This window comes from Emticicia oligotrophica DSM 17448 (assembly GCF_000263195.1).
In the GTDB taxonomy this organism is placed as follows: domain Bacteria; phylum Bacteroidota; class Bacteroidia; order Cytophagales; family Spirosomataceae; genus Emticicia; species Emticicia oligotrophica.
This window is the reverse complement of sequence record NC_018748.1, coordinates 1554667-1575191: the sequence shown is the minus strand read 5'-3', so window position 1 is coordinate 1575191 and position 20525 is coordinate 1554667. Positions and strand designations below refer to the sequence as shown.

Below are 20525 nucleotides of genomic sequence, written 5' to 3'. Positions count from 1 at the left end.
CAAGTAATATTGTTGGGCTATTGGTTCAATGTTTTAAAATAAGTTGGGTATCGTGTAACCTATATTATAATCTACAAAACCAGCATTTTTACAATCCCAAAGCTTAAGGTCTTTGTAGCGAATATTATTAAAATCGGCATAAAACTGTACTTTTTGTAAGTTTTCGCTTGAAAGTGCTCCTAAGCGGTCAACTTTAAGGCGTTGTTTTACTACGCCTCCTACTTGAAAAATACCTAAAACTTCTTGTCCAGTTCGATTCGTACATTTTAAATTTCCCACAATTTGAGCAGGAATTTTATCAAATAATCCACCCCCAATTACTCGTTGGTCTTCTTGGCGTTTCCAATAATTGTAGGTTTCTTTCGAAATTGAATAGACATCCAATTGTATTATCCAATCCGGAAAATCCTTTACATCAACACTTCCTAAAGTAATAGGTAGATTTTTTCCATTAACTAAGAAATCGTTAATCAGAATCGGTTGTGTATTAAGCGGTGCACGCCAGCATTTCGAAAAACAAGGCGGTACGGGTGCTGGTGGTGGCGGTGGCTCAGGACAAGTGGTTAGAAATTGTATAAAATCCTGTCGTTTGATAAAATAATAGTCTTCATTTTCTTTCGAATCTTTAATAGAGGCTGAGACATCAAAACGCATATTTTCTACTTTTTCAGCATCAATGAATTTGTATGAAAAATCGTTGAGTGGGGTCGGGGCTTTGAGCGTTTCTAAGCTCGATTCGATTTCTATGCCGTCATTGGTTTTGATTTTTAACTGATACTTCTTACCAATAACCGCAACGAATTGAGCAGGAGTTTGATAAAGCCCATCACGGATTTCGCTTAGTGGTGTTGCATTGCCCAAATCATCAAGAATCTGTACTTGAGCTTTTTTTACGGCATCTCCCTGAAAAGCCGTAATATCATAAGGTGAATACGAACTCGTTCGATTGATTCGCACGCTATAGGGCCCTACCAGATTGGTCAATTCTCCATAGACCACGTATGCGTTACTTAAATTTTGAGTTTTGAAGTCGGTAATTTCTGTTTCGCAGGAAAAAAATAACGAACAGAGCAAAAGGAAAAATGTTATTTTTTTCATCAGAATTTAAAATTATAAGTTAGTGATGGAATGGCAGCCCCCAAAACAGAAAGTTTGTAGGTACGAGCCAAATTACGTAAGCCAGTCGATGATCTAAAATAGATAGAATATACATTCTGGCGATTTAGGATATTATAAATCGAAAAATTCCAACTACTATTCCATTTACTATTTTCTTTAGGGTCTAGTGTTAAGCCTAAATCTAACCTGATATAGTCAGGAATTCGTTCGGCATTTCGAAGCGTAAAGCTTGGCGAAGCATATCCATCTAATATTTCTTGGATGGTGGCATTGTCTAAAAAAACAAAAACTTGTCCATTATAAACATAAGATTTCTTATCGAGGCCATTTCTTGGGTTCAGCCCATTTTTTACCATATAATCATAAACATCGCTGAATGCATATATTTTGTAGCGGCCGTTTGGATATGTAATCGGGCGACCAGTATTATAAGTAAAATTGGCATTGAAAGTTAGGCGTTTGGTCCAGCGATTATTCAATACAAACTTTATATTATGTGGTGAATCGAAATTAGCAGGAAATCTTAAACCAAAATTGGCTCCAATTTGGTTAGCATTTGCCTCGATTTGGCGAAAAGTTCTTGAGTAAGTATATGATAGCCAGCCAGTTAGTTTTTTACCACGTGCTTTTTTTATAAAAAATTCGGCCCCATAAGCGTATCCTTTTCCAACCAAAAGTTGGGTTTCAACGGTTGGATTTAAGTATAAAGATGCCCCATCTACATAGTCGATAACGTTTTTAAGGTTTTTGTAATAGAACTCAGCCGAAGTTTCGAAAATATTATTTTGAGAATTGGTGAAGTTCTTGAAAACACCAATCGAAAATTGGTCGGCAATTTGTTGAGGCAATTGGGCATTGCTATTTTTCCAAATATCAGCAGGGGAGATAGCCATTGTATTCGATAGTAAGTGCATAAACTGCTGCATTCGATTGAACCCAATTTTGATAGATAAACTTGAATCAACTTTAAATGCAAACGAAAAACGAGGTTCGAAACCCCCATAAGATTGAATGACCGAACCTTTCTTGAATGTCAGAGTATCGGTAATGGTCTCTACTTCACGCGGTTGATTGGCTTTGTATGTATAAATATTATCTGGCCCAATGAGTTGATAATAAGCATAGCGTAAACCATAATCTAAGCTCATTCGTGAGTTCAAGCTGAGGCTATGCCCACCATAAATCGACATTTCTCGTGAATGCTGCACAGGCATTCGGAATGGGTCAATGATTGATTCAGCAGAATTGGGTAATAAACTACCAGCATCATTTCGATAGACACTGAAATCTCCGCCAAAATCAAACTTACTTTTGTTAGAATACTCGTAGCTTAAATCTTCTCTAATAGATTGCTGCGTGATTGAAGGCTGCCAATTATATTCATACTGTGGTTTTAGTCCTTTTATGCCGTAGCGGTATTTGCTGACAAAGGCAGTAAAATTATGTGATAGCTTAGTGCCAATAAGTGCATTGTGTTTAAGACTAAGGTTTTGGGTGCTCCAGTAGTAAGAAGTATCTTGGGCGAATTTGAAGGCATCATCACTCGAATAGACCGCTAATGAGACTCGTTGGTTATTGTTGAATCGGTGGGTAATTTTTGCGTTTATATCGTAGAAATTTGCATTACTATTTTTGAGCGATGGATTATTGAAATAGCGTAAGTAAAAATCTGATAATGAAGCCCTTGCCCCAACAATTATGGAAGTTTTTCCTTTAAAAATGGGTCCTTCTAAAAGTAATCGGCTCGAAATTGGTCCTAAACCGCCCTGTAAACTCCACTTATCAAAATTGCCTTCTTTAAGCCGTACATCAAGCACAGAAGAAGCTCTTCCGCCATACATAGAAGGAATGCCGCCTTTGAAAAGGCTCACATCTTGCACCATATCAGCATTAAAACCAGTAAAAAAGCCAAAAAGGTGAGAAGTATTGAAAAGCGGAATCCCATCTAAAAGTACTAAGTTTTGGTCAACATTACCCCCACGTACATTAAACCCCGATGCACCCTCTCCGACGGTAGTTACGCCCGGTAAGAGCATTATACTTCTAATCACATCGGCTTCACCCATAAGTGTCGGGAGTTTTTTGAGTGTTTTTCCTGAAATTTTCTCCACGCCCATGATCGCCCGATTGACATTGGCATCTGATTTTTCGGCCGTAATAACTACCTCATCTAAAATCTTAGGGGTTTTATCAAGTAAGAATTCAAATTCGAGGTTTTTATTTAAAGTAAATCGCTCAATTTTGATTTTATAGCCCAACATTCTTACCACAATCTGGTAAGAAGTAGCAGGTAAGTAAATAGCAAACTTACCCGAGGAATCGGTAGATGTTCCGAGCGTAAGGCCTGAAAATAAGATATTGGCATTTTCGAGTGGAGCACCTGTTTCAGCATCTTTTACCAAACCAGAAAGCACAAAACTCTTTTTCTGAGCTCGGGCTTCATAGCATAGCAAAGTAGTGGCAAGGCATAAAAATGCCCAAAGTAATAGTTTTTTCATCTATAGGTTAAATATAACTAATTATCAAAGATAATAAATTTTGATGGGCAGGGTAAATTAAAATAGAAGAATGGTAAATAATCGACGACAGATGGAACCAGAATGGCGATAATTAGAATATCTGCTTTTTATATTTAAAAATGGCCATTTCTCTGCTGGTGCTGAAGTTTTACTCATGCGAGAATTAACAGTTAGCAGAAAAACGGCCATTTATTATGCCGGAACGGGTTATTTTGATAACCGAGACTTTTTTCAATTCGTAGATAAAGCTTTGGCGAATTGATTAATATGTTTTGTTTCGTAAAATAATTAAACCACTTCCTTGTTTCCAAGCTTGGTCGAAACCCGCAGGAAACTTCGCAACTGGATGGCTGCCCAGAACCATATCAATGTCGCCATCGTGGTCAATATCAGCGGCATCCATCACACTCCATCGACCTAAGTGATTAATGGGAAGTGTTTTTTGTTTGAAATGATCGCCTGTGTTTTCAAAATACATAAATCCTTCAAGCGGACGGTGATCGGTATCTGGGAAAAGTGCAATCGAAGCCATGTCAATATCTCCATCGTTGTCAAAGTCTCTTGGAATGACTTTGGTTGCTCCGTTTTGTTGGAAAAAATGACTTTGTTTGAATGTAAAATTACCAGTATTGGTATATACATAAACCCCGTGATAAGGCTTTAGAATGGTAGAAAAATCAGCATTGTCGCCGGCCGTACATACAATATCAAACTTTCCATCTTTATTGATGTCGGCAATGTCAAATGAGCTTGTTCCGTAAATCGATGGGAAACGTAATAATTGTTTCGCCTCAAAGTTTAGGTTTCCTTTATTGAGATACAGAATTATTTGTTCGTCACCTTGGGCAAAAAGAGCTAAAATATCGTTGCGTTTATCACCATTAAAGTCCATAATAATGGTTTTGGTAGCTCCAGTTTGTGTGCTTAATTGTTTACGCTGATATTGATTTTTTGCGTCTTTTTTCCAAATAGAAAGTCCACCAGCTTTAAATCCAAACTCATTGCTTATGAGTTCATCTTCGGGAGAATCATCTAAGTTTTTGGACAAAACCTCTATCGGACGATTCAGATTTGGTAAAAGTTTTTGTTGAAATTTGAAGGTATTATTAGCCAACGAAACTTGCTCAGCCGAACCATTCACATCTGGATTTGCCTGCGTGGTTGTACCGATATAGGTAAATAAATAATCTTGTTTATCGGCATGTGCGAGGTCAACGTTTGTGAGGGCATGTTGATTGAGAATAGATTGTTTGGTTTCTCCATTTTGGTCGAGTACCCAAATCACATGGTTCGACTGGTCACCCGCAATGATTTTTCTATTGAGCGTATCGAAGCAAACAGCTGTAAAATTTGGAATAGTTGCCCCTTTAATTGCTAAAGTAGTTTGCTGAACCAAAAACATGTCTTTGAGTTCTTCCAGAGCTTCATATTTTGGAAATTCAAGCGTTTTTGGTGCTTTGGCCAAATAATATCGTTTGATTTTAAGCCAATCTTCATCACTTATCATTTGTGAAGCTGGACGTAAAATGGCGTAGTCGGATAATGGTTTTTCTAAACCATTGATTTCGGTTTCAACGCCCATCATGATACCCATATAAGGCAATGTACTATATTGCCACACATTTTTTGGCAACATATCTGGGCTTGGCAAGAGATGACAACTCGAACAATATTGTTGAGCCAGTTTTTCACCTTCTGCTACTTTTGAGTTTTCACAACTGACAGAAATGGCCGCTACACCAACTGCCAAAAAGGTACTTATGATGAATAAATTAATGTTTTTTAGCTTCATTTTATTAATAAAAATTGGGGTTCAAATTCATGAACCCCAAAGCATTTTAATTTGGTATTTTTCTGAAAACTTGCAATTTGTCATTATTGCGAGTTACGAAATAGAGTTTGCCTTTTGGTGTATTAAGCGTTTTAATATCTCTTACATCTCCTTCCATCAACAAACCATTATCAGTTGGAACTGATGCCGTGAATTGGCCTTTTCCATTGCCTTTTAAAATAAGACCAAAGAAAGCATCATAACGAGCCTGATACATATTTGCTCCACTGAAATTTCCACCTACGATTACGTCAAGGTTTCCATCGTTATCAACATCTTCTGTTACGAGGCTCATCACCTTTGATACTTGAGCTAAACTTGGCAGATAACTCATTTTGAAAGTGTTATTTCCTTGGTTTTCGAGGTAAACAGACTCAAAGGTATTCACAAGTTTTTCTTCTGCATCTTTTAGTTCTTTACTCGTGAAGAGTTCATCAATGGTCTTTCCTGCAAAGTTTTTATACTCAACATATTTTTTATTGATAATACTTGGCAATTGCTTACCCATTTCATCTTTGCTATTGACAGGATACCAATCGCTTCCTCGATTATAGGCGATGATGTGATCTTTGGCATCATTGCCGTCAATATCCTTAATAAGCATTTTTAGTTGGCCACCTTCTTCTTTTCTGAATTTCGTATTGGTACCTAAATTACCAATAACTAAGTCAATATCGCCATCTTTGTCATAATCTGCGGCGGTGATTCCGTTCCAAAAACCAGTGTAAGAAGATAGTTTATTATCAATTTCAGTAAACTTACCTTTATTATTTTCAAACATCTTGATTGGCATCCAGTCGCCAATTACAGTTAAATCTTGGTCGCCATCTTTGTCTAAATCTGCCCAAATAGCATCAGTAATCATTCCTGCTTCTCGTAGGTCGGGTGCTTTGTTGACTGTTATATCTGTAAATTTACCCTTTCCATTATTAACCAAAAGATAAGAACGTGGCGATTTTCCGTAATTATAGCCTACTACTCGTCCACCAACAAATAAGTCAATGTCTCCGTCTTTGTCAAAATCACATGGTCGTACACATGATTTATTATCGTACATTTCGGGAAGGGCAGTAGTTGATTTCGTGAAATTACCTTTACCATCGTTGATATATAATCGGTCGAATTGTTGAGGCATTTTATCATAAAATTCGTTTCCACCCGAAACTACGTAGAGGTCTTGGTCTTTATCGCCATCGGCATCAAAGAAGAGGGCATCAACATCTTCCTGCAATGAATCTGCTTGGAAGACTGCTTGTGGTGAAAGACTAAAGCCACCACCAGCTTTTTGAAGGTATAATGCTCCAGCTTGGTATTTTGCTCCGCCTACATAAAAATCTTCAAGTCCATCGCCATTTGCATCGCCAACTGCCATTTTTGGGCCATCAACAGAAACTTTAAATGGAATTAAGAATTCACGGTTAAAATCGAAATAAACATTTTCTTGATGCACAAAAGGAATATTAGTTTCGGTACTTACTTCCTCAAAAATTGGTTTAGCAGGCACAAAAAACTGAAAATCCGAAACGTTTATTTGAGCTTTGCTTTCTTCAACCGTAAGCGTTGTATTGATAGTTGGATTTTTAATGATTTCCATTTTTTGATTTTCCCAAATGACAATCATCGTATCGACCTTGGTTTGTTTACCAATACCAAATATCAAAGAAGGTTCAACCGAGCTCATAAATCCACGCGTAGGCATCATCTGCTGAAGCTGCTCTCCTTCGGAAGTCTTTAAGATAACCTTTGCCCCAACTCCAAATTTATTTTTGTCATTGCCTTTAAATTTGACTTTGACAAAATTGTTTTGCAAGAGTTGACGGCTGTTATTGAGGTAAATACTTGCGGGTTCGTTGAGATTATTTGAAATAAGGTCTAAGTCTCCATCATTATCTAAGTCAGCATAAGCTGCACCATTTGAGATTCCCTCTTCTTCAAAGCCCCAAACCATTGATTTATCCTGAAAACGAAGCTCTTTCGTGCCTTTATATAGATAGTTATGCCATTTTCCGCTTGGCATTTTATCAATGGCTTCTTGGTCGAGTTTTTCAGAAGTTGGCACATTGTAATGCAGCGAATCGCTGGCAATGAACTTAAGGTAATCTAAATCATTTGGGCGACGAAGAATGCCATTCGTAATGAAAATATCTTTGATACCATCGCCATCGTAGTCGGCCATGAGTGTACTCCAACTCCAATCGGTAGCCATTACGCCAGCTGATGGAGCAATGTCACTAAACTTTTTACCACCCATGCTCAACTGCAAACAGTTACGGCTATATTGATTGAAATAACCAAATTGAAGTTTATAGAGATAAATTTCGAGCGGGTCTTCACCAACTGAAGATTTTTCTACTTTTTCATCTTCTGGATACATATCAAGCGTCATGATGTCTTGATACCCATCATTATTAATATCAGCCACATCTGAACCCATCGAAAAGCGACTCAAATGCTTGAAGTGTTGCTTCATTTCTTCGCTGAATTTGCCATTTTTTTGATTGATGTAATAATAATCATCTTCATGAAAATCATTGCTTACATAAATATCCAGCCAGCCATCATTATTGATATCCGCCACCGAAATGCCCAAACCATAGCCCATAGCCGCTTGATAAATGCCAGCTTCTTTACTTACATCAGTAAATTTACCATTATCGTTTCGGTAAAGATAGTCGCCTGCTTCATTATCCTTGAGCATACGTGTATTTACGCGGTCATAAGAACGAGTATTGTGCACGGCATGATTGAGGAGATACATATCTAAGTCGCCATCTTTATCGTAATCGAAGAAAGCTGCTTGTGTAGAGAAACCAGCAAAATCGAGGCCGTATTCATCAGCTTTTTCGGTAAATGTTAAATCTCCGTTGTTGATATAAAGCTCATTTGAGCCCTCAAGACCTTTGTAATTACTTACTGCACACACATAGATATCGAGTAGTCCATCACCATTGATATCAACCATAGTTGAGCCTGTTTTCCAATCAGAAAAACCACCAATACCTGCCTTTTCAGAAATATCCTCAAATTGAGGCACGCCATCTTTTACTCCTTTATTGATATAAAGTTTATTCTTGCCTTGATTCGAAACAAAGAATAAATCTGTAAGCCCATCATTATTGATATCGCCCGCAGAAACCCCTCCACCATTATAGAAATATAGATAATCGAGAATATTAAAATCTTTGGATTCGGTAATTTGATTCGTAAAATCAACCTTTGTTTCTGTTGGTGATAGCTTTTTGAATAAAGCAACATCATTTTCTTTATTACCAGATTTACAAGAACTAAAAACTAAAGAAATAACCGTAATTGTACTTAAAATTTTAACTATTGATTTCATAGCATTTTACTTGTTAAAACCGAATACTTGTGCTTTATCGTTGTTTTTGGCCAAAACCAAAACTTCTTTATTGGCACCCGTTTTTAATTTATACATTTTTCTTACCTGACCCACTGTCTTGAAACCAGAGTCACTTGTTTTTATAGATTGGAAAACTCCTTTTCCTTTCCCTTTCAAGAATACACCGTAGCTGGCATCGAAACGCCCCCATTCTGGTAAAACATCATAGAAATTACCAGCTAAAAGAATATCAAGTATGCCATCATTATCAAAGTCTCCTGTTTCGATAGCCGCCATACGAGAATATTGTGCCTCGATTGGAAGAGCCTTGACTTCAAAATTACCTTTGCCGTCATTAATGAGCATGATTGATTTGGTAGTAGTGATTTTTCGTTCTACACAATCTTTCATTTGTTCGGCAGTAAACATATCGGTAATTGTCTGATTGGCGTAATCTGTATATTTTACATACTTACGTTTTATCATCGGTAATGCTCTTTGAAGCTCACCTTTCAAAACCATCGGATAGGTTTTGCCATCTTCTGTAAGGCAAGAAATAATCTGCTCGATGGTTCCACTATTATCAAAGTCTTTGGCGTGTAAGAATGCAGGAGTTTCAGGCGAAACTTTGAGTTTTGTATTATCTCCAATATTTCCCACGATAAAGTCGGTATCTCCATCGCCGTCGATGTCAGCAGGCTTGATACAATTCCAAAGACCTTCCGAATCTTTTATTTTATTGGCAAGTGTCATTTTCTTACCACGCTCATTCTTGAAGACAACGATTTCGCCCCAATCTTGAGTAATGATTAAATCAACGAAGCCATCCTTATCAATATCGCTCCATTCGGCATCTGTAATCATGCCAAGTGAAGTAATTTCAGGCATATATCGTTTTGACTGATTTTTAAACTCACCAGTTCCATCATTGATATAAAGATTGCTGGCAGGGCTATAACCATACTTGCCAGAAATCATACGAGAACCAACAAATAAGTCGTTATCGCCATCTTTATCGAAATCAGCGGCAGTTACGCAAGAACCATTTTCAAAAATAGCAGGGAAACGAACATCTCTTTTGAAATTGCCTTTTCCATCATTCAAATACAATAAATCATGTAGTTCAGGGGCATTTTCAGGAAATTCGTTACTACCAGTAACTATAAATAAGTCAAGGTCATTGTCTTTATCAGCATCGAAGAAAATGGCATCGGTGTTTTCGGTGGTTAAATCCATCCCAAAATCAGGCTGAGTAGATTTGATGAATTTGCCGTTTTTTTGCTGAATGAATAACTGTTTTTCTTGTCCAGTTGCACCTCCTAGATAAAGGTCGTCAAGGCCATCACCATTTACATCACCCACAGCCATTGCCGGGCCTTGTGTAGAATATTTTTGCTTCAATAACACATCACGGTCATAGTCTTGGAAATTACTTTCTACATGGGTGTAATCAAGTGTTGAGGCAGTAATATCGGTAAAAATAGGTTTTTTTGGAGCAAAGAATTGCTTAAACACTTGATTGGCATCTTTGTAATCAAGTGAAATTGTTTGGTTGGTTTTTACATTTTTTAATACCTGCATTTTATCGTCAGGCCAAACAACTCTTAGTGAATCAATCGTCCCTTTTTCGCCTAAACCAAATACCATTTGGTGGTCGCAGGAAGATTGAAATCCACGATTAGGCATTTGTTGTAAAACAATACTTGTTCCTTGTTGGTAAACTGTAATGGTAGAGCCAATGCCATTTAAGTTTTTGGCTGTACCCTTTAGTTTTACAGTAAGGAAGTGGTTTTTTGTCTTCTCATTGGTTTTATTTTTGAAGACCGATAATGGGGCATTAACATTATTTACTACTAAATCTAAGTCTCCATCATTATCTAAATCTCCATAGGCCGAACCATTTGAAAAGCCCGGGCCTTCTAAACCCCATGATTGGGCACTATTAGTGAAGTTTAGATTGCCATTATTTTTGAAGGCATAATTGGGTACTGGCACCGAAGAAATCTTATCAATAAACTCTTTGGCATTAAATTTCTTGCCTTCGAGCATTTGTTGCATAGTGTTTCTGTCACCTAAAAACTCAACAAAATCTTGGTCTGTAAGGTCTTTTGCAATACCATTGGCAACAAAAAGGTCTTTCAGACCATCATTGTCCATATCGAAAATCAAAGCACCCCAGCTCCAGTCTGTTGCGTGTACGCCCGCCAACTGCCCCACTTCGCTAAAGGTTCCATCGCCATTATTAAGCTGTAAGTTATTACGCATATATTGGTGCCAAAAACCACGCTTTAATTTCAAATCAACGAGGTTATACCCTTCAAAAACACTGGTAGTTTTCAAGCGACGGTCATCACCTGGAAGCATGTCGGTTACAAAAATATCGAGGTTCCCATCATTATTAATATCGGCAATATCTGCTCCCATTGAGCTGAGACTAATATGAGGCATTTCATTGACGAGGTCTTCTTTAAATGTACCATTCTTTTGGTTGATATATAGATAATCTCTTTCGTAAAAATCGTTAGAAATATAAATATCAGGCCAGTTGTCGTTATTTACATCACCTATTGTAATTCCCAAACCAAAGCCAATAAGGCTTCCGTAAATACCTGCTTCAGCCGAAACATCGGTGAATTTAGGTGTTTCCCCCTTTACAAGAGTTGCAGGGCTATCATTCCTAAAAAGTTTATCACCACCAAGTTTATCACGTTCTTCACGCAAATTCATGTAGCCCAACTTATCAATAGGAGTGAAGCTGTTATTGAGCAAATACATATCGAGGTCGCCGTCACGGTCATAATCAAAGAATGCGGCGTGAGTAGAGAATCCTCCATCTTCTAAGCCTGCTTCAGCGGCCTTTTCCACAAAACTCGGAATACCTCCTTTGATACCTTGATTGATATAAAGTTGGTTGCCACGTTGGTCGCGACTTCCTGAATTACAGACATAAATATCCATTAAGCCATCGCCATTGACATCGGCAAAGGTTACACCTGTTGACCAAAACTTCTTACCAACAATCCCAGCTTTTACTGTGATGTCTTCAAAAGTCATTTTCCCTTTATTTAAATAGAGTTTATTATCTTCAAAATTTGAAGTAACGAAGATATCTGAAAGGCCATCATTGTTAATATCACCAATGGCCACTCCACCACCGTTATAGAAGTTTCGGTAGTTGAAGATATTAAAGTCTTTACGCTCCAGACTTCGGTTGACAAAATCTATTCCAGTTGCTGATGATGGCAATGACTCGAATAGCGTATCTTCCGACTTACTACAAGATAGCAGAAGCACTGCACACGAGATAGCCCAAAGAGATTTTTTCATCAATTATAGGTTAAAGAAAATCTAAACTTTGATTTAGATTTTTAAGTTTAAAAAGTATTTTTTCGTCAGTTCCTGACAGAGAAGTGCAAATTTAGCAATAAATACGCCTCTAACTATCAGCATATTGGTAAAATAAAAAGGCAGAACCGTTAGGAACTGCCTTTTCGGGAAAGATATTGAAATATTAATATCCAGGATTTTGCTTCAACAATGGGTTAGCATCGATACGAGCTTGAGGAATTGGGAACAATTCTCTTGTTTTATCAACAACTTTCATGAATTTTCTTGAAGTGCTGAAAGTACCGAAACGAATCATATCATTACGTCTCCAACCTTCCCATGCTAACTCACGACCTCTTTCTGCAAGAATGTCGGCAGCAGTAACAGATTTTAATGGAGCAACTAATGAACGAGCTCTGATAGTATTTACATCAGCCAAAGCGTCAGCAGTTTTTCCAAGTCTGAAAGCAGCTTCTGCTCTCATCAAGATAGCATCTGCCAAACGGAAGAATACGTAATCGTTATCTTGGTCACCGTTCGGGTTGTTTCTTTGAATCTCATATTTTTGAGAACGAACACCAGCTACTTGGAACTCAGGGTCAGCATCAGTCATTTGGTCTTTGTTGAAATCAGGAATAAACGCTAATGGTTGGTCTTTTGCATCTTTCAAAGGAGCACCAGAAGCTGAATATTGTTGACCAACTAACCACATTTTGCTACGAGCATCATCTTTATCAAATGAGTTGTAGAAATCTGCCAATGTACAGAAACCATTCCAAGGAGCATTACCTAAACCATAAGTTTGTTGGTTAGCATAGTGTAATGTTCTCATTTGGAAGTTCAAACCACCAGCCAAGAAGCTATCAAACGGAATGTTGAAGATGGCTTCTGGTGAGCTTTGGTTTTGAGTAGTAAAGTTAGCAAGCGTTGTTGCAGCTAAGCTATAACCATTTTTAGATTTGATTACTTTATCAATTGTATCATAAGCTTTTTGCCACTCAGGAGAACCTTTGTAAACACCAGCATTTAAGTACAATTTAGCTAATAACATTGTAGCTGCATCTTGAGTCATACGGCTGTAAGCTTTTCCTGCTGGAAGGCTAGGAATTGCTTCTGTCAATTCTTTCTCAATAAAAGCATAAACTTCAGCACGAGATTTTGTTGCAGCTGAAGATGTATTATCAGTTACGATAGGTACATTACCAAATGCATCAACTGCCATGAAGTAATAAAACGCACGGATAGCACGAAGTTCATCAACTGCAGCTTTATTAGTTTTAACAACATTAAGCAATTGGTTTACTTGTGAGATATTTCCGAAGATAAAGCCCCACATACCATTGATTGGACCATGTTGTGGAGTCCAAGTGTGGCGAGAATACGCCAACCAGTCACCGTTGTCAAACCAGTCACCACCACGAGTAGGAACTATTAATTCGTCAGAAGTTGCTTCACTTGGGTTAAACCAGTCCCAAGTAATACCTCTCATACCAGAGTAAGCAGGTCCAAGAGCTGCAGCTACCTGAGCGTCAGTTTTCAAAAATTGGTCAGCAGGAATCGCATCGTAAACCGGCTCAGTTAAATCTGTACATGATTGTAGTGCCAAAGCAGACACCACAACAGCAGCAGAGAGTACTTTTGAAATGTTTTTCTTTATATTATTCATGAGTAATGTAATATTTTGTGATGTAAACAGATTGTTTGATAAAATGTTTAGAAACTTAAGTTAACACCAGCAGTTAAACCACGAGTTTTGTAGTAAGTTTCACGAACATCAATACCTGGTGCTTGTGAACCAATTGATAACGCTTGGCTAACTTCTGGGTCAACACCTGAATATTTAGTGAATAATAATAAGTTGTTTCCTGCAACATAAACACGTGCTCTCTTCACGATACCTTTTCCAACTGGAATATTGTAACCGAATGAAGCGTTGTTCAAACGTAAGTAGTTGCCTGATTCAACGTAGTAATCCATAGGGATTGTCTGTGTATCATTGATTTTTGAAGTCAATGCCGATGCAAGAGCGTTACTTTCTGCGATACGACCATCTTGTCTTCCTAATAACAAGGCATTGGTGTTCATGATTTTAGCACCTAAATTGCTTGTAAATTGAAGTTGTAAGTCGAATGCTTTATATCTTAAGTTATTAGTTAAACCACCAACGAAGAATGGGTTCGGGTTTCCAAGGTAAGTTCTGTCACCTGCACTTGGCTCGATTTTACCATTACCATCTAAGTCTTGGAATACGTAAGTTCCTTTATCAGAGATGCTTGCAACTTTAGCACCGAAGAATACACCAACTGGTTGGCCAGCTTGTAATACAGAGAAGTTTACAGCAGATGTACCTCTAATAAAGTTACCCAAGCTTGTTGTTAAGAATACTTGGTCTGGAGCAGCAAATTCGTTGTTTTTCAAGCTCAACACTTTGTTTTGGTTGAATGAGCCAGCGAAAGTAGAGCTAAATGAGAAGTCTTTGTTATCAACCCATTGGTAAGATAATGAAATCTCAACCCCTCTGTTTTGCATACTTCCGATGTTAGCTAAGATTGTAGGATAAACGTATCCTTTTTCTTGCGGAGCGTTTACTGTGTATAACAAGTCTTTAGTTTGACGAGTGTACCAGTCTAAATTACCAGAGATTTTTCCTTTCAATAATGAGAAGTCGATACCAGCACCGTAGTTTTCGTTAACTTCCCACTTCAAGTTAGGGTTAGCGTTTGACTGGATTGCGTAAGCAGGTAAGAAACTACCAGAGTTACCATCATAGTATGAACCACTTGGGCCATAGAAAGATTTAGAAAGTAATGGTCTGATACCTTCAGAGTTACCAGTTCTACCCCAGCTAACACGAAGTTTTAAGTTATCAATTGTAGAATTTCCTTTCAAGAAAGCTTCTTCACTAAGAGACCAACCCACTGAAACTGATGGGAAGAAACCCCACTTGTTGTTATCACCGAATTTCGTAGAACCATCACGACGAACGTTAACAGTTGCAAAATATTTATTTGCTAAGCTATATTGTGCACGACCCAAGAACGATACTAATTTGTATTCGTTTTTGTAAGAACCGATAAAACCAGGGTTTGTTCTGATACCAAGACCTGAACCAATGTTATTAGCATCTAAGATGTCAGTTAAGAAGTTATTGTTAGTAACACCGAAACCATCATAAACTACATCTTGATAAGTATAACCTGCTAATAAGTTTAAGTTACTGTTTGCTGTTAAAGCTTTGTTGTAGTTCAAAGTTGTCTCCAACTGTTTGTCAGTTGTTGCATTTAATCCACGGTATGCAGAGTTACCAGCGAAACCTCTGATAGGTACATTAGCAAATGAGTTTTGGAATGCACTAATGTTATTTGCTTGTGTACGTAATGTACCACTTACATTAAATACTAAACCATTAGTAATAGTGTAGGCAGCCTGTACATTTCCTAATAAATCGCTTAATCTTTCAGATTGCTTTCTGTTTTCTACAATCGCTAATGGGTTGTAGTTCGCAAAAGTACCTGGAATTTGATAGTAAGTACCGTCAGCATTATAAATAGGGTCAGTCGGACGCATGTTTTGAGCAAGACCTAAAGCGATATTTTGTGCAATATCACCATTTGTCTGTGAAGCAGAGAAGTTAAACTTCAAGTTTAATTTATCGTTAAGTGCTTTTGAATCAATGTTCAAACGAGCATTTAAACGGTCTTTTCCTGAACCAATCAAAGTACCAACTTGATCCAAATATCCTACTGATGCACGGTATGATGTTTTTTCTGAACCACCTGAAACACCCAATTGATAGTTTTGAGTATAAGCAGTACGAGTAATTACATCTAACCAATCTGTATTAGCACCGTTATCAGTGAAACTTTGGTTGTATTTCTTAGCAGCCTCTCTAAATTGTGCACCATTCATCAAATCAGGTCTTTGAGAAATTCTCTCTGTACCTAGATAAGAATTGAAATCTACACTTGGAGCACCAGATTTACCTCTTTTAGTAGTAATTAAGATTACACCATTCGCACCTCTTGAACCATAAATTGCTGCTGAAGAAGCATCTCTCAAGATGTCCATTGTTTGGATATCTTCTGGAGCAATGTTTTGGATAGGAGCACCAATCACACCGTCAATTACGTAAAGTGGTTCAGAACCAGCGTTCAATGAACCAGTACCTCTTAAACGTACAGTTGGCGTTGAGTTAGGGTCACCACTACTTTGAGTGATAACTAAACCAGCAACTTTACCTTGAGCTGCAGCTAATGGGTTTGTTACGATACCTGCGTTGAAATCGCGGCTACCTAAACTTGTTACGGTACCAGAAATTTCTTTACGTTTTTGAGTACCATAACCCACTACCACAACTTCTTCAAGAGCTTTAGTGTCGTCTGTTAAAGTTACATCAACAACAGTTTTGTTACCGATAGCCACTTCCTTAGTTTCCATACCAACAAAACTGAATACTAATACTCCGTTTTTCGGAACACCAGCCAATTTGTAAGTACCATCTAAGCCAGTTTGAGTACCCTTACTGGTACTTTTCACTTGTACTGTAACACCTGGTAAACCGCTGCCATCAGCTCCTTTTACCGTACCTGATACAGTTACTTCTTGTGCCATCACAGTAAATGTGAGTGTTGTTAACAGCAATGCTGCAATTGTGAAAATAGACGTTTTCACACCAGCCGTTAGTCGCCCAATATAGCGACCCACTTGGTAGGACTTCATCATAGGTTGTAATTAAAGAAAGATTAATGAATGATTAACTTAAATAAAAAATAATTTTCCATTTTCTAAATAATTTAAACTGCTTCTAATGACTAAAATTATCAAAAAAATAACTTGTTATAGAAGTTTGTTTAGAAAACATTGAACTATTTTTTTAATTAACCCTCAAAATTACAAAAACAAATGCTTAAAGTCCAAAAAATTATACTAAAAAATAAAAGTTCTTCAAAAAATTCAATTCTGAAAAATTGTACAAAAACAATATGCCTTTAGGTTTTTCATCTTATTTTTGCAAACCATAATTATACTTCAAGAATTGCTTCACGCTCAACAACTAAAATATTTACCATGATATAAATTTATAAAGAGCAAATTTGTATTTTTTTTAGATAAAAAAATCATCGATAACGAACCCGAGTATTGTCACTCAAAGGCGTTTATCTTTGAAAAATTCAAAAACTGAAGAATCTGATGATGAATCAACAATTACAGCAACTGGCCAAAGACTTGGCAGGTGAACTTTATCTGGATGATGTCATGCGTACTTTGTATGCCACTGATGCCTCGGCTTATCGTGAGATGCCGCTCGCAGTAGCTATTCCCAAAGACGAGTCTGATATTGAAAAACTGATAGCCTTTGCTCGTAAAAATAATTCCTCCCTCATTCCTCGTACTGCTGGTACTTCTTTGGCTGGGCAAGTGGTTGGAAAAGGAATTGTAGTTGATGTGTCGCGTACGTTTACAAAAATTCTTGAAGTCAATAAAGAAGAGAGATGGGTGAGGGTACAGCCAGGTGTGGTGCGTGATGAACTGAATTATTTCTTGAAACAACATGGATTGTTTTTTGGGCCTGAAACTTCAACGGCCAATCGTGCAATGATTGGTGGAATGGTTGGTAATAATTCTTGTGGCTCTAATTCAGTGGTTTATGGAAGTACCCGGAATCATCTTTTAGAAGTGAAGGGTTACTTGAGCGATGGTTCATTTGTGGAGTTCAAGAGTTTGAGCAGAGACGAGTTCATGAAAAAGCTTGACCCATCTGATACCACATTGGAGAGTAGTATTTATAAGCATATTTATGAAGTATTGAGCAATTCTGATAATCAAGCAGAAATTCGTAAGGAGTTTCCAAAAATGAGTATCGAACGCAGAAATACAGGGTACGCTATTGATGAACTGCTAGAAACGGAAATATTTACACCGCAAGATAATCGAGAAACCATCAAGACTCCTCCGTTATCGGGTGTAGCGGCAGGGGGGGCTTTCAATTTCTGTAAGCTTATTGCTGGTTCTGAAGGTACATTGATGTTTATTACTGAAATAAAGCTTCATGTAAATAACCTACCACCGAAGGTACAAGGCTTGGTTTGCGTGCACGTTAATTCGGTTGATGAGTCTCTAAGAGCTAACCTAATTGCTTTAAAATATAAACCAACAGCGGTTGAGTTAATAGACCATTATATTTTAGAATGTACGAAAGAAAACAAAGAACAACGTCAAAACCGATTCTTTGTACAAGGCGACCCCGGTGCCATTCTTGTAGTCGAACTTTCACATGATAATATAGATGACATTCATCAACGTGCTGCCGAAATGGAAGCTGAGATGCGTGCTGCAGGATTAGGCTATCATTTTCCGATTTTATTTGGCGAGGATACCAAAAAGATTTGGACTCTCCGTAAAGCTGGATTAGGGCTTTTATCAAATTTGCCTGGCGATGAAAAAGCGGTAGCTGTTATCGAAGATACGGCCGTTGATGTAAATGACTTGCCTGATTTTATTAGAGAGTTTAATGAAATCTTGTCGAAAAATGGTATGTCTTCGGTGCATTATGCTCATGCTGGTTCGGGGGAAATACATCTTCGACCGATTATTAATCTTAAAACTGCCGAAGGACATCGACAATTCAGATTAATTGCGGAAGAGATTTCAACCTTGGTAAAAAAATATAAAGGCTCTCTTTCGGGCGAACATGGAGATGGACGTTTGCGTGGTGAATTTATTCGCCAACAAATTGGAGAGAAAAACTACACTTTGATTAAAGATTTGAAAAAAGTGTGGGACGAACAAAATATCTTCAATCCAAACAAGATTGTTGATACGCCTCCGATGGATAAATTCTTGCGTTATGAGGCTGATCACCAAGTACCTGAGTTTAAAACTGTTTTCCGATTTAATAATCAAAATATTCTCCAACACGCCGAGCAATGTAATGGTTCGGGCGATTGCCGTAAGACCGAACTAAGTGGCGGAACAATGTGCCCAAGTTATATGGCCACTCGCAACGAAAAAGATACAACCCGTGCTAGAGCGAATATCTTACGAGAGGTACTGACTAATTCTGAAAAACTCAACCGATTTGATAGTAAAGAAATCAAAGAGGTGATGGATTTGTGTTTGGCTTGTAAAGGCTGTAAATCAGAATGTCCGTCGAATGTGGATGTTGCCAAATTGAAAATGGAGTTTTTACAGCACTATCAAGAGCAAAATGGGGTTCCACTACGTTCGTGGTTAATTGGCAACTATTCGAAAATGAGCAATTTGGCATCTTATGTGCCTTGGGCTTATAACTTAATTTTCGATAATGCTCCTTTGCGTAAAATTGCTAATTCGGTGGTAGGTTTTCATCCTGAGCGTACGATGCCACTTTTGAGCAAACACACACTTAAGCAATGGTATAGAAAATCGGAGCAAAATATAGCCCCAAAAGCGAAAAAAGTTTATTTATTCTGCGATGAGTTTACGAATTATAATGATGTAGAAATTGGCAAAAAAGCCCTCGATTTATTGAATAAATTAGGATATGAAGTAATTATTCCAAATCATGTTGATTCGGGTAGAGCATACTTATCAAAAGGAATGTTGAAAGAGGCTCAAAAATTAGCGAACCAGAATGTGTCTTTACTAAAAAATATTATCAATGAAGAGATACCAATGGTTGGTATTGAACCTTCGGCAATTCTTACGTTTAGAGATGAATACCCCGATTTAGTCGAAGAAAGTTTAGTTGAAGCAGCGAAACAGTTAGGTAAAAATGCCTTAATGATTGATGAGTTTTTAGCTCGTGAAGTAGATGCTAAGAGAATTACGGCCGAAAACTTTACAACTGAAAAACGTCTTATCAAGTTACACGGACATTGTCAGCAAAAATCAGTGGCTTCGCTTACACCAACGAAAAAAATACTTTCATTGCCTAAAAATTATGAAGTACACCTGATTCCTTCAGGTTGCTGCGGAATGGCAGGTTCGTTTGGGTATGAGAAAGAACACTACAAATTATCTATGCAAATTGGTGAATTGGTATTGTTCCCAACAGTCAGAAAGCAACCAGAAGAAGTAATTATTGCAGCACCAGGTACAAGCTGCCGTCATCAAATCCATGATGGAACTGGTCGCACTGCTTTGCATCCTGTTGAGGTTTTGTGGCAAGCTTTAGTTTAGTAAATTGATTCCTTGAAGGGAAATATTTGTTTAATTTGTTATTTTGGCGAAATTCTTTCGAGCATAGTTTTGAAAGAATTTCGCCAATTTTATTTCCTCAGATTGAATCTGTGTGTTTATTACTTAAAATAGTATATTTGCTAAATAAATATAGTTTTGAGTATTCGAGAGAGATATTTTGCTTAAAATTACAGCAAAAACATTCATAATAAGGACTTTGAAAAGCTAA

8 protein-coding genes are annotated in these 20525 nt (G+C 37.5%); 1 reads left to right on the top strand and 7 read right to left on the bottom strand.

The features are described from left to right. Positions 1 to 33 precede the first annotated feature (33 nt). The 7 genes from EMTOL_RS06500 to EMTOL_RS06470 all read right to left on the bottom strand — a co-directional run bounded on the left by EMTOL_RS06500 (position 34) and on the right by EMTOL_RS06470 (position 16858). Positions 34 to 1098 carry a DUF4249 domain-containing protein gene (locus tag EMTOL_RS06500; protein WP_015028475.1) on the bottom strand — a complete coding sequence of 355 codons (1065 nt, stop codon included), beginning with the start codon at positions 1096 to 1098 and terminating at the stop codon, positions 34 to 36. Beyond that, the gene (locus EMTOL_RS06495) at positions 1098 to 3617 is read right to left on the bottom strand and encodes a TonB-dependent receptor (RefSeq protein WP_015028474.1); all 2520 of its coding nucleotides are present in this window, start codon (positions 3615 to 3617) and stop codon (positions 1098 to 1100) included. Before EMTOL_RS06495 ends, EMTOL_RS06500 begins: the two co-directional genes overlap by 1 nt. Positions 3618 to 3900: 283 nt before the next feature. Next, positions 3901 to 5430: an FG-GAP repeat domain-containing protein gene (locus tag EMTOL_RS06490; RefSeq protein ID WP_015028473.1), complete on the bottom strand. Its 1530-nt coding sequence runs from the start codon at positions 5428 to 5430 to the stop codon at positions 3901 to 3903. A 46-nt stretch (positions 5431 to 5476) separates the two neighbouring features. Beyond that, on the bottom strand, positions 5477 to 8809 hold the full coding sequence (locus EMTOL_RS06485; protein WP_015028472.1) for a VCBS repeat-containing protein: 3333 nt from the start codon (positions 8807 to 8809) through the stop codon (positions 5477 to 5479). A gap of 6 nt (positions 8810 to 8815) precedes the next feature. Beyond that, complete coding sequence (locus EMTOL_RS06480) at positions 8816 to 12136, bottom strand: VCBS repeat-containing protein (protein ID WP_015028471.1); 3321 nt, start codon at positions 12134 to 12136, stop codon at positions 8816 to 8818. 184 nt (positions 12137 to 12320) lie between these two features. After that, complete coding sequence (locus tag EMTOL_RS06475) at positions 12321 to 13802, bottom strand: RagB/SusD family nutrient uptake outer membrane protein (RefSeq protein WP_015028470.1); 1482 nt, start codon at positions 13800 to 13802, stop codon at positions 12321 to 12323. 47 nt (positions 13803 to 13849) lie between these two features. Next, a complete protein-coding gene (locus EMTOL_RS06470) occupies positions 13850 to 16858 on the bottom strand; it encodes a SusC/RagA family TonB-linked outer membrane protein (protein WP_041693436.1) in 3009 nt (1002 codons plus the stop codon). A 468-nt stretch (positions 16859 to 17326) separates the two neighbouring features. Here EMTOL_RS06470 and EMTOL_RS06465 point away from each other — a divergent pair, with 468 nt between their 5' ends. Continuing rightward, positions 17327 to 20296, top strand: coding sequence for an FAD-binding and (Fe-S)-binding domain-containing protein (locus EMTOL_RS06465; RefSeq protein WP_015028468.1), 2970 nt, complete (start codon positions 17327 to 17329; stop codon positions 20294 to 20296). Positions 20297 to 20525 lie beyond the last annotated feature (229 nt).

Excerpts from the sequence above, each read along its gene's own strand:
- EMTOL_RS06490 (WP_015028473.1), bottom strand. The coding sequence starts at position 5,430 with ATGAAGCTAAAAAACATTAATTTATTCATCATAAGTACCTTTTTGGCA.
- EMTOL_RS06485 (WP_015028472.1), bottom strand. The coding sequence starts at position 8,809 with ATGAAATCAATAGTTAAAATTTTAAGTACAATTACGGTTATTTCTTTA.
- EMTOL_RS06480 (WP_015028471.1), bottom strand. The coding sequence starts at position 12,136 with ATGAAAAAATCTCTTTGGGCTATCTCGTGTGCAGTGCTTCTGCTATCT.
- EMTOL_RS06500 (WP_015028475.1), bottom strand. The coding sequence starts at position 1,098 with ATGAAAAAAATAACATTTTTCCTTTTGCTCTGTTCGTTATTTTTTTCC.
- EMTOL_RS06495 (WP_015028474.1), bottom strand. The coding sequence starts at position 3,617 with ATGAAAAAACTATTACTTTGGGCATTTTTATGCCTTGCCACTACTTTG.
- EMTOL_RS06475 (WP_015028470.1), bottom strand. The coding sequence starts at position 13,802 with ATGAATAATATAAAGAAAAACATTTCAAAAGTACTCTCTGCTGCTGTT.
- EMTOL_RS06465 (WP_015028468.1), top strand. The coding sequence starts at position 17,327 with ATGATGAATCAACAATTACAGCAACTGGCCAAAGACTTGGCAGGTGAA.
- EMTOL_RS06470 (WP_041693436.1), bottom strand. The coding sequence starts at position 16,858 with ATGATGAAGTCCTACCAAGTGGGTCGCTATATTGGGCGACTAACGGCT.